The organism is Streptomyces sp. NBC_00670, from assembly GCF_036226765.1.
In the GTDB taxonomy this organism is placed as follows: Bacteria; Actinomycetota; Actinomycetes; order Streptomycetales; family Streptomycetaceae; genus Streptomyces.
Map to the genome: position 1 here is coordinate 6,950,422 of NZ_CP109017.1, position 15,314 is coordinate 6,965,735.

General features: G+C 72.3%; 19 protein-coding genes. All 19 read right to left on the bottom strand.

Going from position 1 to position 15,314, the window contains the following annotated elements; all coding sequences use genetic code 11:
- Position 1 precedes the first annotated feature (1 nt).
- Entirely contained in the window at positions 2-2,713 is a 2,712-nt protein-coding gene (locus tag OIE12_RS30460) for a phage minor head protein (RefSeq protein ID WP_329140898.1), read from the bottom strand.
- Positions 2,714-2,745: 32 nt separating this feature from the next.
- Complete coding sequence (locus OIE12_RS30465; protein WP_329140900.1) at positions 2,746-2,979, bottom strand: hypothetical protein; 234 nt, start codon at positions 2,977-2,979, stop codon at positions 2,746-2,748.
- A 22-nt stretch (positions 2,980-3,001) separates the two neighbouring features.
- Positions 3,002-4,477 carry a hypothetical protein gene (locus tag OIE12_RS30470; protein ID WP_329140902.1) on the bottom strand — a complete coding sequence of 492 codons (1,476 nt, stop codon included), beginning with the start codon at positions 4,475-4,477 and terminating at the stop codon, positions 3,002-3,004.
- A gap of 13 nt (positions 4,478-4,490) precedes the next feature.
- On the bottom strand, positions 4,491-5,084 hold the full coding sequence (locus OIE12_RS30475; RefSeq protein WP_329140904.1) for a hypothetical protein: 594 nt from the start codon (positions 5,082-5,084) through the stop codon (positions 4,491-4,493).
- Complete coding sequence (locus tag OIE12_RS30480) at positions 5,084-5,536, bottom strand: hypothetical protein (RefSeq protein ID WP_329140907.1); 453 nt, start codon at positions 5,534-5,536, stop codon at positions 5,084-5,086. Before OIE12_RS30480 ends, OIE12_RS30475 begins: the two co-directional genes overlap by 1 nt.
- Before the next feature lie 17 nt (positions 5,537-5,553).
- Entirely contained in the window at positions 5,554-5,883 is a 330-nt protein-coding gene (locus OIE12_RS30485) for a hypothetical protein (RefSeq protein ID WP_329140908.1), read from the bottom strand.
- A 12-nt stretch (positions 5,884-5,895) separates the two neighbouring features.
- The gene (locus tag OIE12_RS30490; RefSeq protein ID WP_329140910.1) at positions 5,896-9,093 is read right to left on the bottom strand and encodes a hypothetical protein; all 3,198 of its coding nucleotides are present in this window, start codon (positions 9,091-9,093) and stop codon (positions 5,896-5,898) included.
- Positions 9,094-9,224: 131 nt separating this feature from the next.
- Positions 9,225-9,869 (bottom strand): hypothetical protein, encoded by a 645-nt coding sequence (locus OIE12_RS30495; RefSeq protein ID WP_329140912.1) that lies wholly within the window; start codon positions 9,867-9,869, stop codon positions 9,225-9,227.
- The gene (locus OIE12_RS30500; protein WP_329140914.1) at positions 9,866-10,069 is read right to left on the bottom strand and encodes a hypothetical protein; all 204 of its coding nucleotides are present in this window, start codon (positions 10,067-10,069) and stop codon (positions 9,866-9,868) included. Before OIE12_RS30500 ends, OIE12_RS30495 begins: the two co-directional genes overlap by 4 nt.
- Complete coding sequence (locus OIE12_RS30505; RefSeq protein ID WP_329140916.1) at positions 10,066-10,350, bottom strand: hypothetical protein; 285 nt, start codon at positions 10,348-10,350, stop codon at positions 10,066-10,068. Before OIE12_RS30505 ends, OIE12_RS30500 begins: the two co-directional genes overlap by 4 nt.
- Positions 10,350-10,658, bottom strand: coding sequence for a hypothetical protein (locus tag OIE12_RS30510; protein ID WP_329140918.1), 309 nt, complete (start codon positions 10,656-10,658; stop codon positions 10,350-10,352). Before OIE12_RS30510 ends, OIE12_RS30505 begins: the two co-directional genes overlap by 1 nt.
- A 1-nt stretch (position 10,659) precedes the next feature.
- On the bottom strand, positions 10,660-10,977 hold the full coding sequence (locus OIE12_RS30515; protein WP_329140920.1) for a hypothetical protein: 318 nt from the start codon (positions 10,975-10,977) through the stop codon (positions 10,660-10,662).
- Between the two features lie 36 nt (positions 10,978-11,013).
- Positions 11,014-11,355, bottom strand: coding sequence for a hypothetical protein (locus OIE12_RS30520; RefSeq protein WP_329140922.1), 342 nt, complete (start codon positions 11,353-11,355; stop codon positions 11,014-11,016).
- Between the two features lie 8 nt (positions 11,356-11,363).
- Positions 11,364-11,510: a hypothetical protein gene (locus OIE12_RS30525; protein WP_329140923.1), complete on the bottom strand. Its 147-nt coding sequence runs from the start codon at positions 11,508-11,510 to the stop codon at positions 11,364-11,366.
- Positions 11,511-11,560: 50 nt separating this feature from the next.
- Complete coding sequence (locus tag OIE12_RS30530; protein ID WP_329140925.1) at positions 11,561-11,989, bottom strand: hypothetical protein; 429 nt, start codon at positions 11,987-11,989, stop codon at positions 11,561-11,563.
- A gap of 328 nt (positions 11,990-12,317) precedes the next feature.
- The gene (locus OIE12_RS30535) at positions 12,318-12,575 is read right to left on the bottom strand and encodes a hypothetical protein (RefSeq protein ID WP_329140927.1); all 258 of its coding nucleotides are present in this window, start codon (positions 12,573-12,575) and stop codon (positions 12,318-12,320) included.
- 122 nt (positions 12,576-12,697) lie between these two features.
- Entirely contained in the window at positions 12,698-13,507 is an 810-nt protein-coding gene (locus OIE12_RS30540; protein WP_329140929.1) for a hypothetical protein, read from the bottom strand.
- A 179-nt stretch (positions 13,508-13,686) separates the two neighbouring features.
- The gene (locus OIE12_RS30545; RefSeq protein WP_329140931.1) at positions 13,687-13,869 is read right to left on the bottom strand and encodes a hypothetical protein; all 183 of its coding nucleotides are present in this window, start codon (positions 13,867-13,869) and stop codon (positions 13,687-13,689) included.
- Between the two features lie 649 nt (positions 13,870-14,518).
- The gene (locus tag OIE12_RS30550) at positions 14,519-15,259 is read right to left on the bottom strand and encodes a DNA-methyltransferase (RefSeq protein WP_329140933.1); all 741 of its coding nucleotides are present in this window, start codon (positions 15,257-15,259) and stop codon (positions 14,519-14,521) included.
- Positions 15,260-15,314 lie beyond the last annotated feature (55 nt).

A 15,314-nucleotide genomic window follows, 5' to 3' on the forward strand; every position in this document is an offset into this window, starting at 1 on the left:
GTCAGGTGCCGAAGAGGCCCTCGGGCAGGAGCGCGCACCGGCATGAGGGGTGCCCTGGGGGCATCTGGTGGCCGCTGGGGAACGGCGCGTTGATGCCGATGGCGCCGGCGGCCTCGTTGGTGGTGCAAGCCGGGCAGACCCGCTGGTCGACGGCGGTCAGCCACGACTTCTGCCGGATGCCGTTGGCCCGGTAGGTGAACAGGGTGGCGGCGGACACAGCGCGGGCGATCTCGGTGACGGCGACGCGCTCGGCCCAGGCCGGGTCCCGCATGAGGTGGGTGATGGACACGGCGAGGGTGTCCGCGCTGTCGCCGCGCGCCAGGGAGTCGGAGAGGATCTTCGCGAACCGGTTCATGCGGGTTGCGGCGACGTTGCGGATGACGAGGCCTGCGTCGTCGAGGAGGGTCTGCAGCCCGTTGGTGGCGCCGTTGTTGGCGACGAGGCGGGCGGCGTCCTTGTCGCCGGGCCGCCACCCGGACCAGTCGACGGTGGACTGCCCGGCCAGGACCGACGTGGCCGCGTTCTGGCCGATGATGTAGCCGTCGGTCTGGATCTCCCGGATGACCCACAGCGCGTCGACGAGGTTGACGTCCTGGGCGTTGAGCCAGCCGATCGCATCGTCCCACGGCCTGGTGTGCCCGTTCGGAGTCGGCTCGGGGCCGCGCTGCACACCGCTGAGGTCGGGCTCGTCCGCCTTGACGGTGATGCCGCGCTGGGCGATCCACCGCTCGGCGATCAGCCGCGCGTCGACGGCGCCCGCCATGGCCCGGATCAGGTGCCGCTTCCAGTAGGCGGCCGCCTTGATGTCGGCCTCCCAGCCGGGCCAATCCCGGACACGGTCAATATCCGGGGAAGATGACGCTTTTGGGCCGGCACCACCACCGTCGGCGGGGTCGGCGAAGAGGACGAACTCCTGATTGACGTCGGGAGCGTCGGCCTTGGTGACGACCGTGAACCGGAACCGACGCCGCGGGCGCGGGTTGCGGCGGGCCCAGCGCCGGTAGGCGGCGAGCTCCGCCTTCACCGCATCCGGCTCACCACCCTCGTCTTCCGCCTCCCTGTCGTCCTGCTCCTGGCCGTCCTCGTCGCCGGTGTCGTCTGCGGCGTCGGCGTCGTCGGGTGTTTCCCCGGGCGTGTTGGCTGGGCCGACCACGGTGCCCGCGGCGGCCTGTTCGGCGGCTCCCTCGAGGAAGACGACGCCCCGCGTGGTGACGAGCATGGGTTTGTCCGCCTCCGGGAAGTCGTACCGGGGCTTCCCCGCCCTGTCGCGGGTCTCGTTGAGGGTGAGCCGGCCCGATTTGAAGCGCTGTTCGTCGACTGCGTCGGCGGCGGCCTCGTCCTCCTCCTCCAGCCCGAGGAACACGAACTCCAGGTCCGGGCTCATCCCCGCGTGCAGGCGCAGGACGTCCGTGACGACTTCCTCGAGCCAGCGGGTCGTCGGCAGAGTCCCCTTGCGGCGCTGTACGGAAGCCTGGCCCTCGTGCCAGCCCGTCGACCCCAGCCCGCCCTGCTCCGTGAACCCCAGCTCCGCAATCGTGGTGTCGAAGTGCGCGGCCAGGAGCTTGATCAGGAACAGGTCGTACTCGGGCTTGTACCGCTCGGAGGCGTCGGACTGCTGTCCCAGGTCCATGCCCGGGGGCAGGATCCGCAGCCGGTGCCGGGCCCCGGCGGCGCCGTAGGCGTCGTTGAGGTAGGTCTCGTACTCCTTGATCTGCGCCGGAGTCCACCCGGAGGCACCGGAGTTGGTGACGAGGCCGGCGGGGACGGTGCCGTCGGTGTACTCCGCCTTGATCCAGGAGCGCCGCTTGAGCCAGACGTCCAGGTCTTCCAGGCACTGCTCGACCGCGCTGTACCCGTACGGGGTGTGGGCGCGGACATTGCGGCGCCGGTAGACGAGCTGGTCTGCCGGATAGCCGTTGAGGACCTGGCCGTCGGAAGCGGTGTCGGCGACGAACTCGCCGCGCGGGAAACCCCACAGGAGCTGCTGGTAGGCGGGCTGCGGGGGGAGGGGCCGGCCGCCGCGGTAGTCCCGCAACGGCTTGATGGTGGAGCCGTCGAGGACCTCCAGCGCGTACAGGTCTCCGCCGAGGGTGCGGCGGGGGTAGATCGCGAGGGCGTCGAGGACGAAGTGCTCCTCAAGTAGCTTGCCGAGCCAGTCGGTGGTGGTCTCGCCCTGCCCGCGGTCGGGGCGCTCGAGGAACTCCATGCAGCGGGTGATGTCCGGAGAGTGCTGCTCGCGCAGCGCGGTGGCGACCTCGTGGTCGGGCTGCCCGGAGGCGTCCTGCGCGCGCTCGACCGCTTTCTCGGTGAGGCGGATCGTCCACCCCAGCGACGCGACTTCGGCTTTGCGGATCTCGATGCAGCGGCGGGGCAGGCCGCCGGAGTCGGCCGCGTCCCGCAACACCTTCCACGGCACGAGCCGGTCCGACATCCCCGGCAGGTTGGAGCTGACCGGGTATTCGTTGAAGCGCGGCTCCGGGCGCCCGCTGTCCGCGCGGGGAGGGTCGATCGCCGCCGGGAACAGCGGCACCCCCGGCCCGAACGCCACAGGCGGGTCAGTACGCGGCAGCGGCGGGAAGACGCCGGTGGTCTGCCCGCCGAGCCGCTGCTGGTTGGCCAGGAGCGCCGCGACCTGGTCCGGGCTGAACGTCACAGCCCCCGCAGGGGCGGCGGCCTTGTTGAGCTGGCCCGGCCGGCGACGCTTCTTGCCCACGAGCACCCCCTCGATCGGTGTCGGGCCCCGGGCTACATGCCGGCGGCGGTGTAGAGGCCGGTCGTGCACAGCGCCTCGTGCGCGGCGCGCTCGAGGTCGGCGGCGGCGTGGGCGGCGGGGCCGCGGGTGAACCAGCGCCGCCCGCACACCAGCGGCCCCGGGTGCGCCCGGCACAGCAGGACACGGAAGAGCGTGCCGGCTTGGTGGCAGGGGCAGCGTGGGGCGAGGCCGGGCGGTGGGCGCCGCAGGGCGGACCGGATGGTCACGAGAGGGTGCTCCCTTGGAGGGTCAGGCGGCGGCGTACTCGCGGAGCCAGTCCATGGACTGCTCGGCGCCGCCGGGCGGGGTGTAGAACGCGAGGATGAGGGCGTCGGCGTCGTCCGGGGAGCGGCCGAGGCGTTTCTTCGTCTCGTCCTTGGGCTCGACGACGGTCCGGCCGGCCGCGTCGATGCTGTACTTCGGGGCGGTGAGCTGTGTGACGAGCTGCTCGCGGTGCTTCTCCTCCAGCTCGGACAGGTCCCAGGACCGGTCCTCCGACAACTGCCGGGCCACACGCCACCAGATCTCCGACCGCAGGCGCGGGAACTTCTCCGGCTCCGACGACTTCTCGGAGACGTTCACCGGGACGATGACGGCCTGGTGCTCGCCCCTGAGGCCCTTCTCCCGGAGGTTGCCGGCGATGCCCCAGCCGATCCCGATGGAGTCGATCTTCACGGCGGTCGGCTTGACCTGCTGAATGATCTCCAGGAGGCGCGCGGTCGCCTTGACCGGGTCCTTCTCCCGGAACCCCCACCGGCGGCCGACGACCATCCCGCGGCGCTCCCAGACGACGGTCTCGTCGCCGCCCCCGCCCATGTCGATGCCGAGCTCGTGCGGCACCTGCTCCGCGGCCGGCCGCGTCTCCTCACGCTCGGCGTGGCAGGCGCGCAGGGCGGAGAGGCGGACGACGCCGTCCTCGGCCTCGTCCGGGAACTCACCCAGCACCTTGCTGATGTAGGTCGGGGAGGTCTCGCCGAACTCGTCGCGCATGTCGTCGACGTAGGCCTGGCTGACCAGACTCGGCCGCAGCTCGTCCGGCACGGGCTCGCCGGTGAAGTTGGGGGTGTCGAACGTGCTGATGTGGATGGTGTTCCAGCGCGAGCCCGGCTGGCACACGCGGGCGAAATGGGAGCCCGGGTCGTCGGGGTTGCCGATCGCGAGGATCCGGCAGTGCTCGCCCGTCGCGATGGACATGGCGGCGGTCCAGAACTGCTTGTTCACCCCGCACGCCTCGTCCAGGATCACGAGGACGAATTTGGCGTGGATGCCCTGGAAGGCGTGAGGGTTGTAGTCGGACGGCTTGCGGCCGAAGGCGATCAGCTGCTTGCCGTACTTCCAGTCGGTCTCGTTGACCCGGCCGATGAAGAGCTCGCCGCGCTGCTCGGCCTTCACCCAGGCGCCGTTGATCTCGGACCACAAGATCGCCTTGACCTGGTCCCCGGTCGGCGCCGTGGTGACCACGCGCGCCTGGCCGGGCGGGTGGGTGTCCAGCCACCAGCACACCAGCCGGCTCGCGCTGAAGCTCTTGCCGGAGCCGTGGCAGGAGTGGACGGCCGTGAACCGGTTCGTCCGCACGGACTCGGCGATCTCGAGCTGCTTGGACCACAGGTGCTCACCGAGCTTGTCGCGCGCCCACTCGCCCGGCTGCGCCGCGTACGTCTCGGCCTTCCGCTCCCGCTCCAGGTCTTCGTCGATCCGGTCCGCGGCGAGAGCGAGGAAGTCCACGGCCAGACCTCGCCTACACCGCCCGCAGGTGCCGGGCCGCCACGGCCTTGGCCGCCGAGGCGGCTGGCCCCGTCACACCGGCATGAGCGAGCGCGGCCTCGATCGCCCCGATCACGATGTTCGCCTGCTGCTCGCTGATCGCGGCGAGCCGCTCGTCGATCCGGAGCCGGCCGATCGTGCCCAGCACCGTGACACTGCGGTCCATCGCCCGCTCATACAGCGCGACCTCCGAACGCAGCTGCTCGGCGCCCTTCTCGTCGCTGTAGCGGATGTAGCGCAGCTCGTTGACCCGCTCGGCCAGGGCGTCCTTCCACGCGATGACCTGTCCGGCAAGCTCCGACAGGGCGGTGAGCGGGTTCTCGACCGCGGGGACGTCCAGGCGGGCCAGGGCCCGGCGGGTCTCCTCCTCCAGGCGCTGCTCGGTGACACGGCGTTCGCCGGCGGCGAGGTTCTGCGGGGCCGCGCCGCCGTGGACGCGGCAGACGGTCTGGCCCTTGAGGGCCCACGCCTTGCAGCGGGGCCCCTTCGAGCCGTCCTTGGTCTTCTTGTGCGCGGTGCAGCGCCGCTTCTCCGTCGGCGTCGCGAGGTTGTTCGTGTGGTTGGCCATCACTGGCCACCCGGCACCCAGTGCTCCGGCAGTTGCTGCGGCTGCTCGCCGGGGAGTTCCTCGATCGGCGGGAGTGGTTCGGGGGTGCAGTCGCAGCCGGGGAGGTCGGCCTCGTTGGGGGCGGTGCAGGAGGAGAGGTGGATGCGGGCGGCGGCGTCGAGGGTGATGGCGTGCGGTCCGCAGGCGTAGACCGTCTGCGTCAGCTCCTGCGACCCGGGCAGCGGTGGGGGCTCGGGGAGCGCGTGCTGGGGGTCGGCGAGGGCGCGTGCCCGGGCGTGCCGCTGCTGCAGGAGGTCGTGGTGGGCGGCGAGTTCGTCGTCGGTGGGGCGGCGCTGCCAGTGGACGACGGCTGCGGTCCCGCACAGGACGCAGGCGGGCCCGGAGGGAACCGGCAGCCCCGGGGCCGGGGTGGGGGTGGGCTGGTGGGGTTCGGGCGGGGTGAGGGTGACCACGCCTGCCTCCTCGGTTGCTAGGTGACGGTGAGTTGCCCGACGGGGATGACGGGCTGTTCCGGGTTGTCGGTGATGCGGATCCACACCGTGTAGCGGCCCCGGGTGAGGGTGGGGCCCGTGCTGCCGGGGCCGACGAGGAACTGGGCGCGGTAGGTGCCGGTGGTGCCGACGATGGGCTGGGTGCCGTCCCAGCCGCCCGGGTACCAGACGTCGGGGCGGGCGCCGATCTCGGTGACGGCGAACTCGACGACGTCCGTGGTCGGGTCGTACGGCTGGCCCTGCACGGTGGCGGTGACCTCGGCCTGGACGTACTCCCGGGAGTCACGGTCGATGCTCTGCACAGCCACCCCGTCCTAGGGTCAGTTGTCGGCGTCCCAGCGACCCCCGGTGAGCCGGGACCGCCAGCGGCCCGGGCGGTCATCAGCGCGCCAGCGGGTGAACGGGCCGCGTACGGCGATGGCCAGGCGGCGGAGGTTGCCGCGCACCGCGGCCAGGGCGCCCGCGAGTTCGGCGACGGTCTGCAAAACGAGCGTGAAGTAGCGGCCCGAGCGGCTGTCGGCCACGGCGAGGACCACCGCCTGGTACGCGGCCAGGGAGGTGCGGCGGGCCCGGCCGGCCGCCGTCGTCACTCCAGCAGGGCACCACAGCGCGATGCCACGGCCCACTGCGCCGCCGACCGTGACCGCCGCCTGGATGGCCAGGCGGGCCGCCCCCTCCACTACGGCACTGCCGGACAGGGATACGGCAGCAGCGAAGGCGTGGCCGAACGCACGGGTGGCCCGCGCCACGGCGCCGGACGTCGTGGCCCGGGCGAGAGCACCCGCGCGCCGCGCGACGACGGTGGTGACGCTCGTCGCGACCCGCTGGAGCGCGACGGCACGGGCCAGCCTCACGGGGGTGGTGAGCGTGGCCATCAGGCCGACGGTGCCCCCGCGCTGCGCGGTGGCGTCGGCGTGGACGGACACGGACCGCAGCAAGCCGGTCGACCGCCGCAGCGCGCCTGCTGCCGCGACGGCGGCCGCCGCCCCCAGCCGTGCGCCCCGGCCAGCCCCGGCCGTCAGGAGTAGGACTGCGCGCCGTGTCAGAGCGGAGGCGCGTCGGGTCGCTCCCGTCGCTGCGGTGGTGGCCTGCTGGACGAGGAGCACAGCCCGGCCCGCACCGCCGGCAGCGCCCGTCTCACCGGCCCGGGCGAGCCCGGTACGCCGGGCGGTCCCGGCGGCGAGAGCCGTGACGGCCCGGGCAGCGAGGTCTGTCAGCCGGCCGGCCGCCGTGCTGGTCACGGCGGTGGCCGTGGCACGCATGCCCGCTGCCCGCCGGACCACCCCTGCCGGAGCGAGGAGGGCCGCGGTGTAGAGGCGGCCGGCGCGGGCCGTGAGGGCGGCCGTGGCGACGTCGGCGGCCAGCATGACGCCGCGGGCGACCTGGCTGATCGTTGAGGCGGCGACGGTCTGTACCTCGGCCGCCAGCTCACGGCTGTAGGAGGTGCCGCGTGACGCGGCCGCACTCAGGAGCGCGGTGGCGCGGTGCGCGCTCAGGGCGAGCGTCCGGCCGACTGCCCCGCTCGCGCCGGCGGCCGTGATCCGGGCCAGGCCGGTCGTGCGCTGCATGGCCTGGCCGGCGGTGACGAGAGCGGCCCGGGCGACGGCGAGGATACGGGACGTGTGGCCGCTCACGGTGAGGGTGGCGGCCTCGGTCAGCCTGGTCCGGCGCAGAGGCCAACCGGCGCCGACGGTCACCTGCGCGGGGCGGGCCAGGGACGTCCTGCGGCTCTGCCCGGCGGCCGGCTGGAGAACGGCAGCGCGGACCAGTTGCCCGGCTCTGGCCGCGCTGCCGGCGGCCGCGACCGCCACGGTCCGCACCAGACCCGTCCGCCTGGCAGCCAAGGCGTCACTGGCCACGGGCGATTGGCGCGCGACGCCGACCCCGCGCGCCAGACGGGACGCGGTGGCCAGGGCGGCCTGAACCGCGACGGTGATCCGGCGGCCGAAGTCCATGCCGGCCGCCGTGACAGCCGCCGCTGCCCGCTGTACCCGGCCGGTCCGTGCGACAGTGCCCTGCCCCGCGACGCCCGCCGCGTACGGCAGCGCCAGCCGCCGACCGGCGCCCGGCACCGCCCCCACGAGGGCCGGCAGCCCGGTGAGGGCACTGCTACGCCGGATCGCGGGCGCCATGGACGCCACGGCCACAAGGGTGCGTGCCGTCGACCGGCGCAGGGCACCGACGGTCTGGGCGAGCGCGGCAAGCACGGCGAGCGTCACGCTGCGCCTGGTCGACGCCGCGGTGGCGACGACACCGGCCCGGGGAATGGCCCCCGTCCGTCTCGCTGCCGGGCTGGGGGTGCACGTCACGGCGCGCGGCATTCGGGCTTGCCGCCGGCCGGCTCCGACAGTGGACGTGGTGGAGGTTCTCGCCAGTGCCGCCGAGCGACCCGGGGCAGCAGTGAGCGCGGTGGTCGCACCGAGGCTGATCTGGGTGGTCTGGCTCGGGATGAACTCGACGAGCGCCCAGAGCGCGGTGACCCGGCGGGTACTGGACTGGGAGACGTCCGTGCGGTAACCGATCTGGGCAGTACTCAGCAAGGACGTCGTCCACGCGCCGCCGGCCTGCGGGTCGGTGTACGAGGTGAGCTGGTACGGCCGGATGGCGTTGTTGGTGTGCGTGGCCCAGCCGTTGAGGTTGACGGTGACCGAGGTGCCTTCGAGTACGGTGCCGACGGTCTGGGACTTGATGCGGTAGACGACGGAGGCAGTGGTCGTCGCGCTCGAGCCGACACGGGCGCCGACCTGGACCAGGGAGATCGCGTCGGCGGCGCCGATTCCGGCGGTGGCCGGTGAGGAGACCGCGAAGTCGTCGATCGTCGCGGTGCCGGTCGCGGTGGTCTGGTTGTAGCTGGTCGAGTCGTTCGGCGGGACCTCGTTGACCCTCGTGTAGTTGTTCGCAGTGCCTGCGGTGCCGCCGACGGCTGTGGCCCACGCGTTGTTGTCGCCGGCCGCGGCCGGGACCATGTGCACGATGTTGCCCGCGCCCGGCAGGCCGTTCTGTGCCGAGCCGGTGTTGTCGTTGACGGCGACGTCGTCGATGTACAGGTCACAGCTGGTGGAGCCGGCGGGGGCGTCGGTGAAGGCGCCGAAGCGGATCACGCAGTTCTCGAAGCTGGTGAACCCCACGCCGGAGACGGCGCCGGAGAAGTCGGTGCCGTCGAGGTAGGCGTGCTGGATGTCGTTGGCGGAGTCGTACTCCAGCTCCACCCGGTACCACTGGCCTGTGCTCAGCGTCGCCGAGGACCCGCCCACGTAGGTGTGGGAGGACCCTGATCCCGTTGAGGTCTGGAGCTGTCCGTTCGTCTTGAGGAAGAGTCGCGGTGAGCGGCCCGCGCTGGTGCCGAGGTCGTCGCAGGAGGCCAGGATGATCGTGTCGACGGTCGGCATCGTCGCCACGTACAGGTAGATCCGGAAGTAGACGTGCCCGACGAACGAGGTGGCGGCGAACTGGTGGCTGGCGTACTGGACGGTGGCTGACGGGTTGAACCGCATCGACGCCGTACCGGCCCGGTGCACCGTGGTCGAGAGCGTCGGCGCGCTCGCCGATACCTCTGAGACTTCGACCCCGCCGGTGGCCGATTGCAGCTCGAACCCGCACGTCCACAACCTGGCCACAGCTGCCCCCTGTCTGTGTGGCTAGCAGCTGGTCAGGAGAAGCGGATGCTGAGGGTGTAGGCGACCTGGTCGCCGGAGGCGAGGTTCTGGGCGCCGTGTTCGGCGTGGAAGGCCAGGCTGCCGTTGGTGACGTTGGAGACGCCGGGGATGTTGCCGCCGGTGACGACGTCGCCCGAGGCGATGGTGGAGATCGCCGTCGACCCGTTCTGCGCGCGCGTCACGGTCAGCGTGTTGGTGCTGATGCCCGTGATCTTCATGACCTCGGTGCGGATCTGGATGTACTGGTTCGTCGAGAAGTTCGCCCCGTTGGCCACGACGAGCGTGGTCGCCGAGGTGGAGCCGATCATGGCGGACCCGGCCTGCACGCTGTCGACCGCGGTCGGCTTGGACGCGGAGTCCGACAGCGCGACCTCCGCGATCGACTGCGAACTGCCCGACGTGAACGTGCCGGTGACCTGGTAGGTGTCGTTCGGGGTGGTCGTCGTGACGATGGACGACGTCCCCGCCACCCGCGACTCCGACGCCTCCTTGAACAGCGCCACATCCTTGTCGCTCGCGGTGAGGCCGGCGGGGTTGTTCCCCCAGGCCAGGTTGAGCGGCTCGGCCTGCGAGGGCGTGGAGCCCTTCATACGGCTGGCGATGATCTCCCGCCCCTTGGCGGTGACGACGGCGCTCATCTCATGCTCCTTCGGTTGCGGTTGGAACGGGCGATGCGTCGCCGGGCGCGGTGCCGGCCGACCAGTTGCCACCATGCCTGCCGCCAGCGGCTCGCGTACTGCGCGGCGACGACCCCGTGGTCGACGACGGTGCCGTCGGCGCGCCGGATGACCATGCGCAGCTCACTGGAGTGCGGCACGTCCGCACGGGATCGGCTCACGGTTCACCGCCCTCACCGTTGCGCTGGGGCGGGGCGGCGCGTTCTGCTCTGATCTGGGCGAGGCACTCCCCGTAGGGGCGCCCGGTAGCGGCCTGCATCTGCCGGGCTGCTTCCTTCACGCTCCGATCGCCCTTCGGCGGGCCCTCCGGCGCGGGGGCGGTACGGGCGGCGCGCGCCCGGGCGGCGGCCTTGGCCTGCCCGCACACCGCCTCCCGCGGCGCCCCGTCCAAGAGGTACTTGACTGTCTGCCGGCGCTGCTGGCGCCGCCGGGCACGCCCCATCAGACTCGCCTCCACCGCTCCGCCACGGTGCGGCGGTATGCGGCGGACAGCGCCCCACCGTCGTCCGGCGGCGGCTGGTGGACGTGCACCGTGATTGCGCCCGGAGAAGGTGCGGAGCCGGCCGCCTCGAGCGTGACCGACCGCGGCTTGGGCTGCGGGTGTGCCTGCTGCAGGTGCTCCCGGAGGGCATCGCCCTTGATGGTGAACTGCAGCGCGCCATCGACGATCCGCCCGGGGGCGACCTCGAGCCGGATGGGTTCCTCGCACACCGGGCACGGCAAGAGGACGGTGGAGCAGATGGAGGCCATCTCAGACTCCCGGACTGGTCGGCCACGCCCAGCAGCCCGCCGTCTCACCGCAGACGGCCTGCTGCGCCCAGTACTGGTCCGGCCCGTCGAGGAACACCGAAAGGTTGCACGGGGCTTGGGGTCCGTCGCCGCTGACGCGGACGATGACCGCGGGCAGGACATCGTCCGTACGGACAGCGGCGGCGCGGATTCCGAGGGGCATGCGCTGCCGGGTGATGAGGCGGACGTCGGCGGCGCTGAGGCGGTAGAAGACGCGATGGCCGATCTGCGGTGCCGAGGGTGGCCAGAACACGGCGGGGCCGGGCGGCGGCTGGAGCATGGAGGGTCCTCCAGGACATGCGGGCGGTGCTCCGGGTTACGGGAGCGGGGTGAGGGTGAGCAGCTCGGTCACGTGGAGCAGACCGGCGCGGGAGGGGTGGGGGTCGTGGGCCATGTGTCCGTCGGCCCAGACGACGGCGTGCCGTACGCCGCGCTCGGAGGGCCCCCAGGCCATGCCGTACGCGCAGTGCGTGTCGGGTGGCTGCATGCGCAGCCGGTGGCCGTGCGCGGTGACGAACTCCTGGAGAGCGGCGGTCCAGTCGGCGTGGAGCAGGAAGTGGGGGACGTCGTCGAGCGGCAAGTCCAGGAGGCTGGCGATGCAGGCTTGGAGGCAGTTCCCGGGGCGGCCGTCGGGATCGTCGTGGAAGATCGTCTGCACGACCGGTCTCATACCGGGTCCGGTGGGCAGTGGGCGGACAGGCAGAGGGACTGGCTTTCGGCGACGTAGTGCACGTGCTCGCCCTGGTCGACGAGGAGCTGGGCGGCCTCGAGTGCGGACGCCGGCGCCCGCGGTGGGGTGAGTTGTTCGGGCATGGGCGGTCTCCATCGGGTGGTTCGGGCGGACGATGAGGGCGCGCCACGGGCTACCAGGAGCTGATGCGGTCGCCGGGGCCGTCCCACATCGCCTCAACGGTCTGGCGGGTGCGGTGGGCATCGCACAGCGGCGCGTGGAAGACCAGCCCGGGCAGCACGGCATGCTTCGTCGTCGGGGTGTTGCAGATGCCGTCGCCCTCGGGTGCCTGGCAGCCAGACCAGCCGGCCATCTCCTTGGACAGGACAAGCCGGTCGAGGAGGACGGCCCGCATGTGCGCGTACGCCGCCTCGGGGGTGGGGTGGCCGATGTCCTGCCAGTCCGGACTGGCAGTCCGGCGTCCCACCGGGAGCGCCATCACTTTGCGTGCGGCGTCGGCGCAGCACTCGATGTACCGGCCGTCGCGGTCGCCGCCGCCGCTGTAGACCCAGGCTCCGGCGCGGGGTCCGGCGGCGAGCTGCTGCACCGTGTGCTCCTGCATCCCCGCTCACCCCGTCTTGTGCTGTGGGCTGGCTGGCCTCTCGCGGGCAGGGCCCGTGCACGCCTGGTCCGCGAGAGGAGTAGGTGTGGCCGGCTCGGCGCGTCCGCTCACGCCGAGCCGGTCCGCGGCCCCTGTCCCCGGTGGGCCGCGCTCGCCGGTCCAGGAGCCGGAAGCGGCCCCCGGGGGCGGGGGGCCTCGGCCTGGCGGCAAGAACAGGGGGGTGGACCGCCGCCGGGCGGCGACCCTCAGCGCCGCTGGCGGCGGTCCGTCCCACCTGGTGGCTGGCGCGCCACCGGGCGGGAGATCGTGGAGGGGACGGCGGTAGTGGTCAGCGCGCGGCGGCTACGGGCATCCGGTAGGTACGGCGCGCCCGCTCGCGCGTGGCCTTCTCGGCGCGGATGACGTCGATCGCGCGGAACAGTGGCTGGCCCGCCGCGTTGCGCAGCAGGTTGCCGCGGGCGTTCCGCGCCTGCTTGAGGTGGCCTCGGTACTTCCAGTTCCTGATGACGTTGGCCTCGACGCCGGCGGCTTCAGCGGCCTGGGCCGTGGTCCACAGCGTGGTCTGGAGGTCGCCGCTGAGATCCATGAGGGGGCACCTCCGGTGCGCGCACGAAGAGGGGGGGCATGGCAAAGGCCCCGCACGCTGCGAGGCCTTCTGGATGTGGACGCACTGATCCGCGCTCAGCATCATGCGTGACGCGCAGCGCGTCAAGCTGCGATTTCTTCCGGCGCGTCGCACTCGCGCTGCTCCGCGGCGGCGTCGGCGGCGAGGCCGCGGACGTAGCGGCTGTACTCCTGGTGGGTCATCAGGAGTCCGCAGTCGGGATCCTGGCACTCGATGTAGGGCTGGTCGTCGACGAGGCGCAGGTCGCGGGACTCGGTGAGCCAGGGGCCGCCGCACCGTCGGCAGGGAGCGAACCGTCGCGTCTCGGGGGCCTGGTCGCGGCCGGTGAAGCGGGTGGCCTGGCGGTGCCACCCGGCGATCTGCGCGGCTGGGTTCCCCGACGGGGTGACGTCGCGGCCGGTACGCACCGGGTCATGGGATTCGGTGGCGAGCGGGTGTTCCTGCAGCAGCCAGTCGGCGTGGGCGTCCAGGAGGCGGACCGTGCTGCTGATCCACTGGCCCTCGCGTACGCCGGGCTCGTGGACGGGATGCTCGCCCAGGCCGCGTAGGCGGCGGGTGTCGGCGGCGATCTCGGCGAGGCCGCCGGCGATGTGGTCGACGAGGAGGCGGGCGGCCTGCCCGGGCCACGGCGTTGTCGCGGTCGGGGCACTGTTCAGCGTCGCGGTCGGTACGCCTCGCTGCCCGTAGAGCGGCTCGAGCTGGACGGCGACCAGGAGCTCGGTCAGCTCGGCGAGGTGACGGCGGGCGCGGGCGACGCACCCGGTGCAGTGCACGGGCTCTCCCCAGACGACCGGGATGCCGTGCGGGACGTCCTCGGTCCGAACCAGCTGCTCGCGCTCGGCGCGTCGCCATGCCGTGTTGCAGGGGCCGAGACACGGGGTCGGAGTCGGCATGCGGGGCCTCCCCATGGAGTGGCGGGCGGGAAGGAAGTCGGCGGGTACGCGAACGGCCCCGCCGCGTGGAGGCGAGGCCGGTCACGGTGAAGCGCCGCGTCAAGGCGCTTCGATCTTGCCGCACCTGTCACGCATTGTGCAACAGACGGCGTGGAATGACACGCTCCGTCAGGAGCTGCTCAGATGCCGTGGGGACGGAGCATGAGCGTGATGGGCGTCGTCCGGCGTACCTGGGCACCGGCGCCCGGGTGGCTGGTCGTCATGGTCCACAAGTGGGCTTCGTCGGCCGGAGCGTTCATGACGTCGTGGCCGTCCGGAGCCAGGGCCTTGAGGTTGTCGAAGCAGCGCAACTGCTTACTCACCGGGTCGAATGCCTGATTCGAGATGTTCGGCATGCGCTGGGGCCAGTGCTGTGCCCGGCAGCGTGCTTCGATGCTGCCGGGAGCGTACGTGGCTGCCTCCCCGCTGGCAGAGGTCGGCGATTCTGACGTGCACGCCGTGGCGGTTAGGAGCACAGCAGAACAGGTCAGAGCGACAGCGGTGTTGCGGCGCATTGATCCCCCGGGGACGTGATCGTGAGCGGACCGCAGCCTGCCGGTCGCGGACTCTCCTGGCCGCCAGTTCCCGGGATCTGCGGCGCAATGGATCCCAGATGCGGTAATGCCGGATGCCGGCCTGCCTACTGCGGGGGGGGATCGCAGGGCTGGCCGGCATCCGGTTGGGGCGGTTCCCCGGGGCGCGCCGCCTGCCGTGGCTCGGTCCCGGGGAACCTTCTGTGGTGGGGTGACAGAGACCGCTCTTGAGGCTTGCGGAGCCCGCCGGTCACGAGACTTGTAGGTCGGGACCGGACACCCTTCTCTTCGCGTCACCCGCTTCATGTGGGAGCTGCTCACCCTGCCGCTCGCGGAGAGGCTCCGTGCCGGATACCAGGCCGCCAGCGAGAAGGCTGACCTCAGCATGGCAGAACCGTTCCCGCATCATGAGCGGATCGCGCGCACTCACCCGTACGGGCTACGCGCCGGCATGCGGGGCGACCGCGGTCAACCGCTCACGCGCTGCGGCGGCGTTGGTGGCTGACTGCTCGACGCCGATGAAGGAGCGGTCCTCCAAGAGCGCGGCCACGCCCGTGGTGCCAGCCCCGGCGAACATGTCGAGGACGGTCCCACCGGGCGGCACGATCCGCACCAGCTGCTGCATGACCTCAATCGGCTTCTGGGTGATGTGGATCCGGTCGCGGCCTCGTGGCTGGCTGCCAGTGAAGTGGCCAGGCAGGTAGACGGGTTGGTTGCCGGGGATCATCGCGCCGTGGCTTCCCCAGACGATGAACTCGCAGTCCTGCTTGAGCCGGCCGGGCTGGGGGCGGGCGATCGGCTTGTGCCAGACGGCGATGCCCCGCCAGGTGTAGCCGGCGGCCTGCAGCGCGTCGGTCGTAGCGGGGAGTTGACGCCAGTCGGTGAAGACTAGCGCCGCCCCGCCGGGGCGGGTCAGGCGGTACCCGTGAGCGAGGACCATGGCCAGCCAGGCGGCGTAGGACCGCTGGTCTCGGTTCTCGCCGGTGAAGTCGCCCAGGTCGAAGCCATGCCGTCTGCCACCGTTGGTGAGGTACTTCTCGCGGGCGGTGCGGCTGGTCCGCTCCGTCATCGTGCGGCCGCCAGAGTTGTACGGCGGATCGCAGATGACCGCGTCAACTGGGGTGTCCAGGGTGGGGAGGACGGTGAGGGCATCGCCCTCATGCACAGTCCAGGTAGACATCGGTGTGGCCTCTCGTGCAGTCGCATACACCCCCTGCAGGGTGAGCGAGTCGGTG

What these genes read in the sequence shown, in the direction of transcription:
- OIE12_RS30550 (WP_329140933.1), bottom strand. Translation starts at nt 15,259, where the DNA reads ATGTCTACCTGGACTGTGCATGAGGGCGATGCCCTCACCGTCCTCCCC.
- OIE12_RS30505 (WP_329140916.1), bottom strand. Translation starts at nt 10,350, where the DNA reads ATGGGGCGTGCCCGGCGGCGCCAGCAGCGCCGGCAGACAGTCAAGTAC.
- OIE12_RS30495 (WP_329140912.1), bottom strand. Translation starts at nt 9,869, where the DNA reads ATGAGCGCCGTCGTCACCGCCAAGGGGCGGGAGATCATCGCCAGCCGT.
- OIE12_RS30540 (WP_329140929.1), bottom strand. Translation starts at nt 13,507, where the DNA reads ATGCCGACTCCGACCCCGTGTCTCGGCCCCTGCAACACGGCATGGCGA.
- OIE12_RS30515 (WP_329140920.1), bottom strand. Translation starts at nt 10,977, where the DNA reads ATGCTCCAGCCGCCGCCCGGCCCCGCCGTGTTCTGGCCACCCTCGGCA.
- OIE12_RS30525 (WP_329140923.1), bottom strand. Translation starts at nt 11,510, where the DNA reads ATGCCCGAACAACTCACCCCACCGCGGGCGCCGGCGTCCGCACTCGAG.
- OIE12_RS30535 (WP_329140927.1), bottom strand. Translation starts at nt 12,575, where the DNA reads ATGGATCTCAGCGGCGACCTCCAGACCACGCTGTGGACCACGGCCCAG.
- OIE12_RS30510 (WP_329140918.1), bottom strand. Translation starts at nt 10,658, where the DNA reads ATGGCCTCCATCTGCTCCACCGTCCTCTTGCCGTGCCCGGTGTGCGAG.
- OIE12_RS30475 (WP_329140904.1), bottom strand. Translation starts at nt 5,084, where the DNA reads ATGGCCAACCACACGAACAACCTCGCGACGCCGACGGAGAAGCGGCGC.
- OIE12_RS30530 (WP_329140925.1), bottom strand. Translation starts at nt 11,989, where the DNA reads ATGCAGGAGCACACGGTGCAGCAGCTCGCCGCCGGACCCCGCGCCGGA.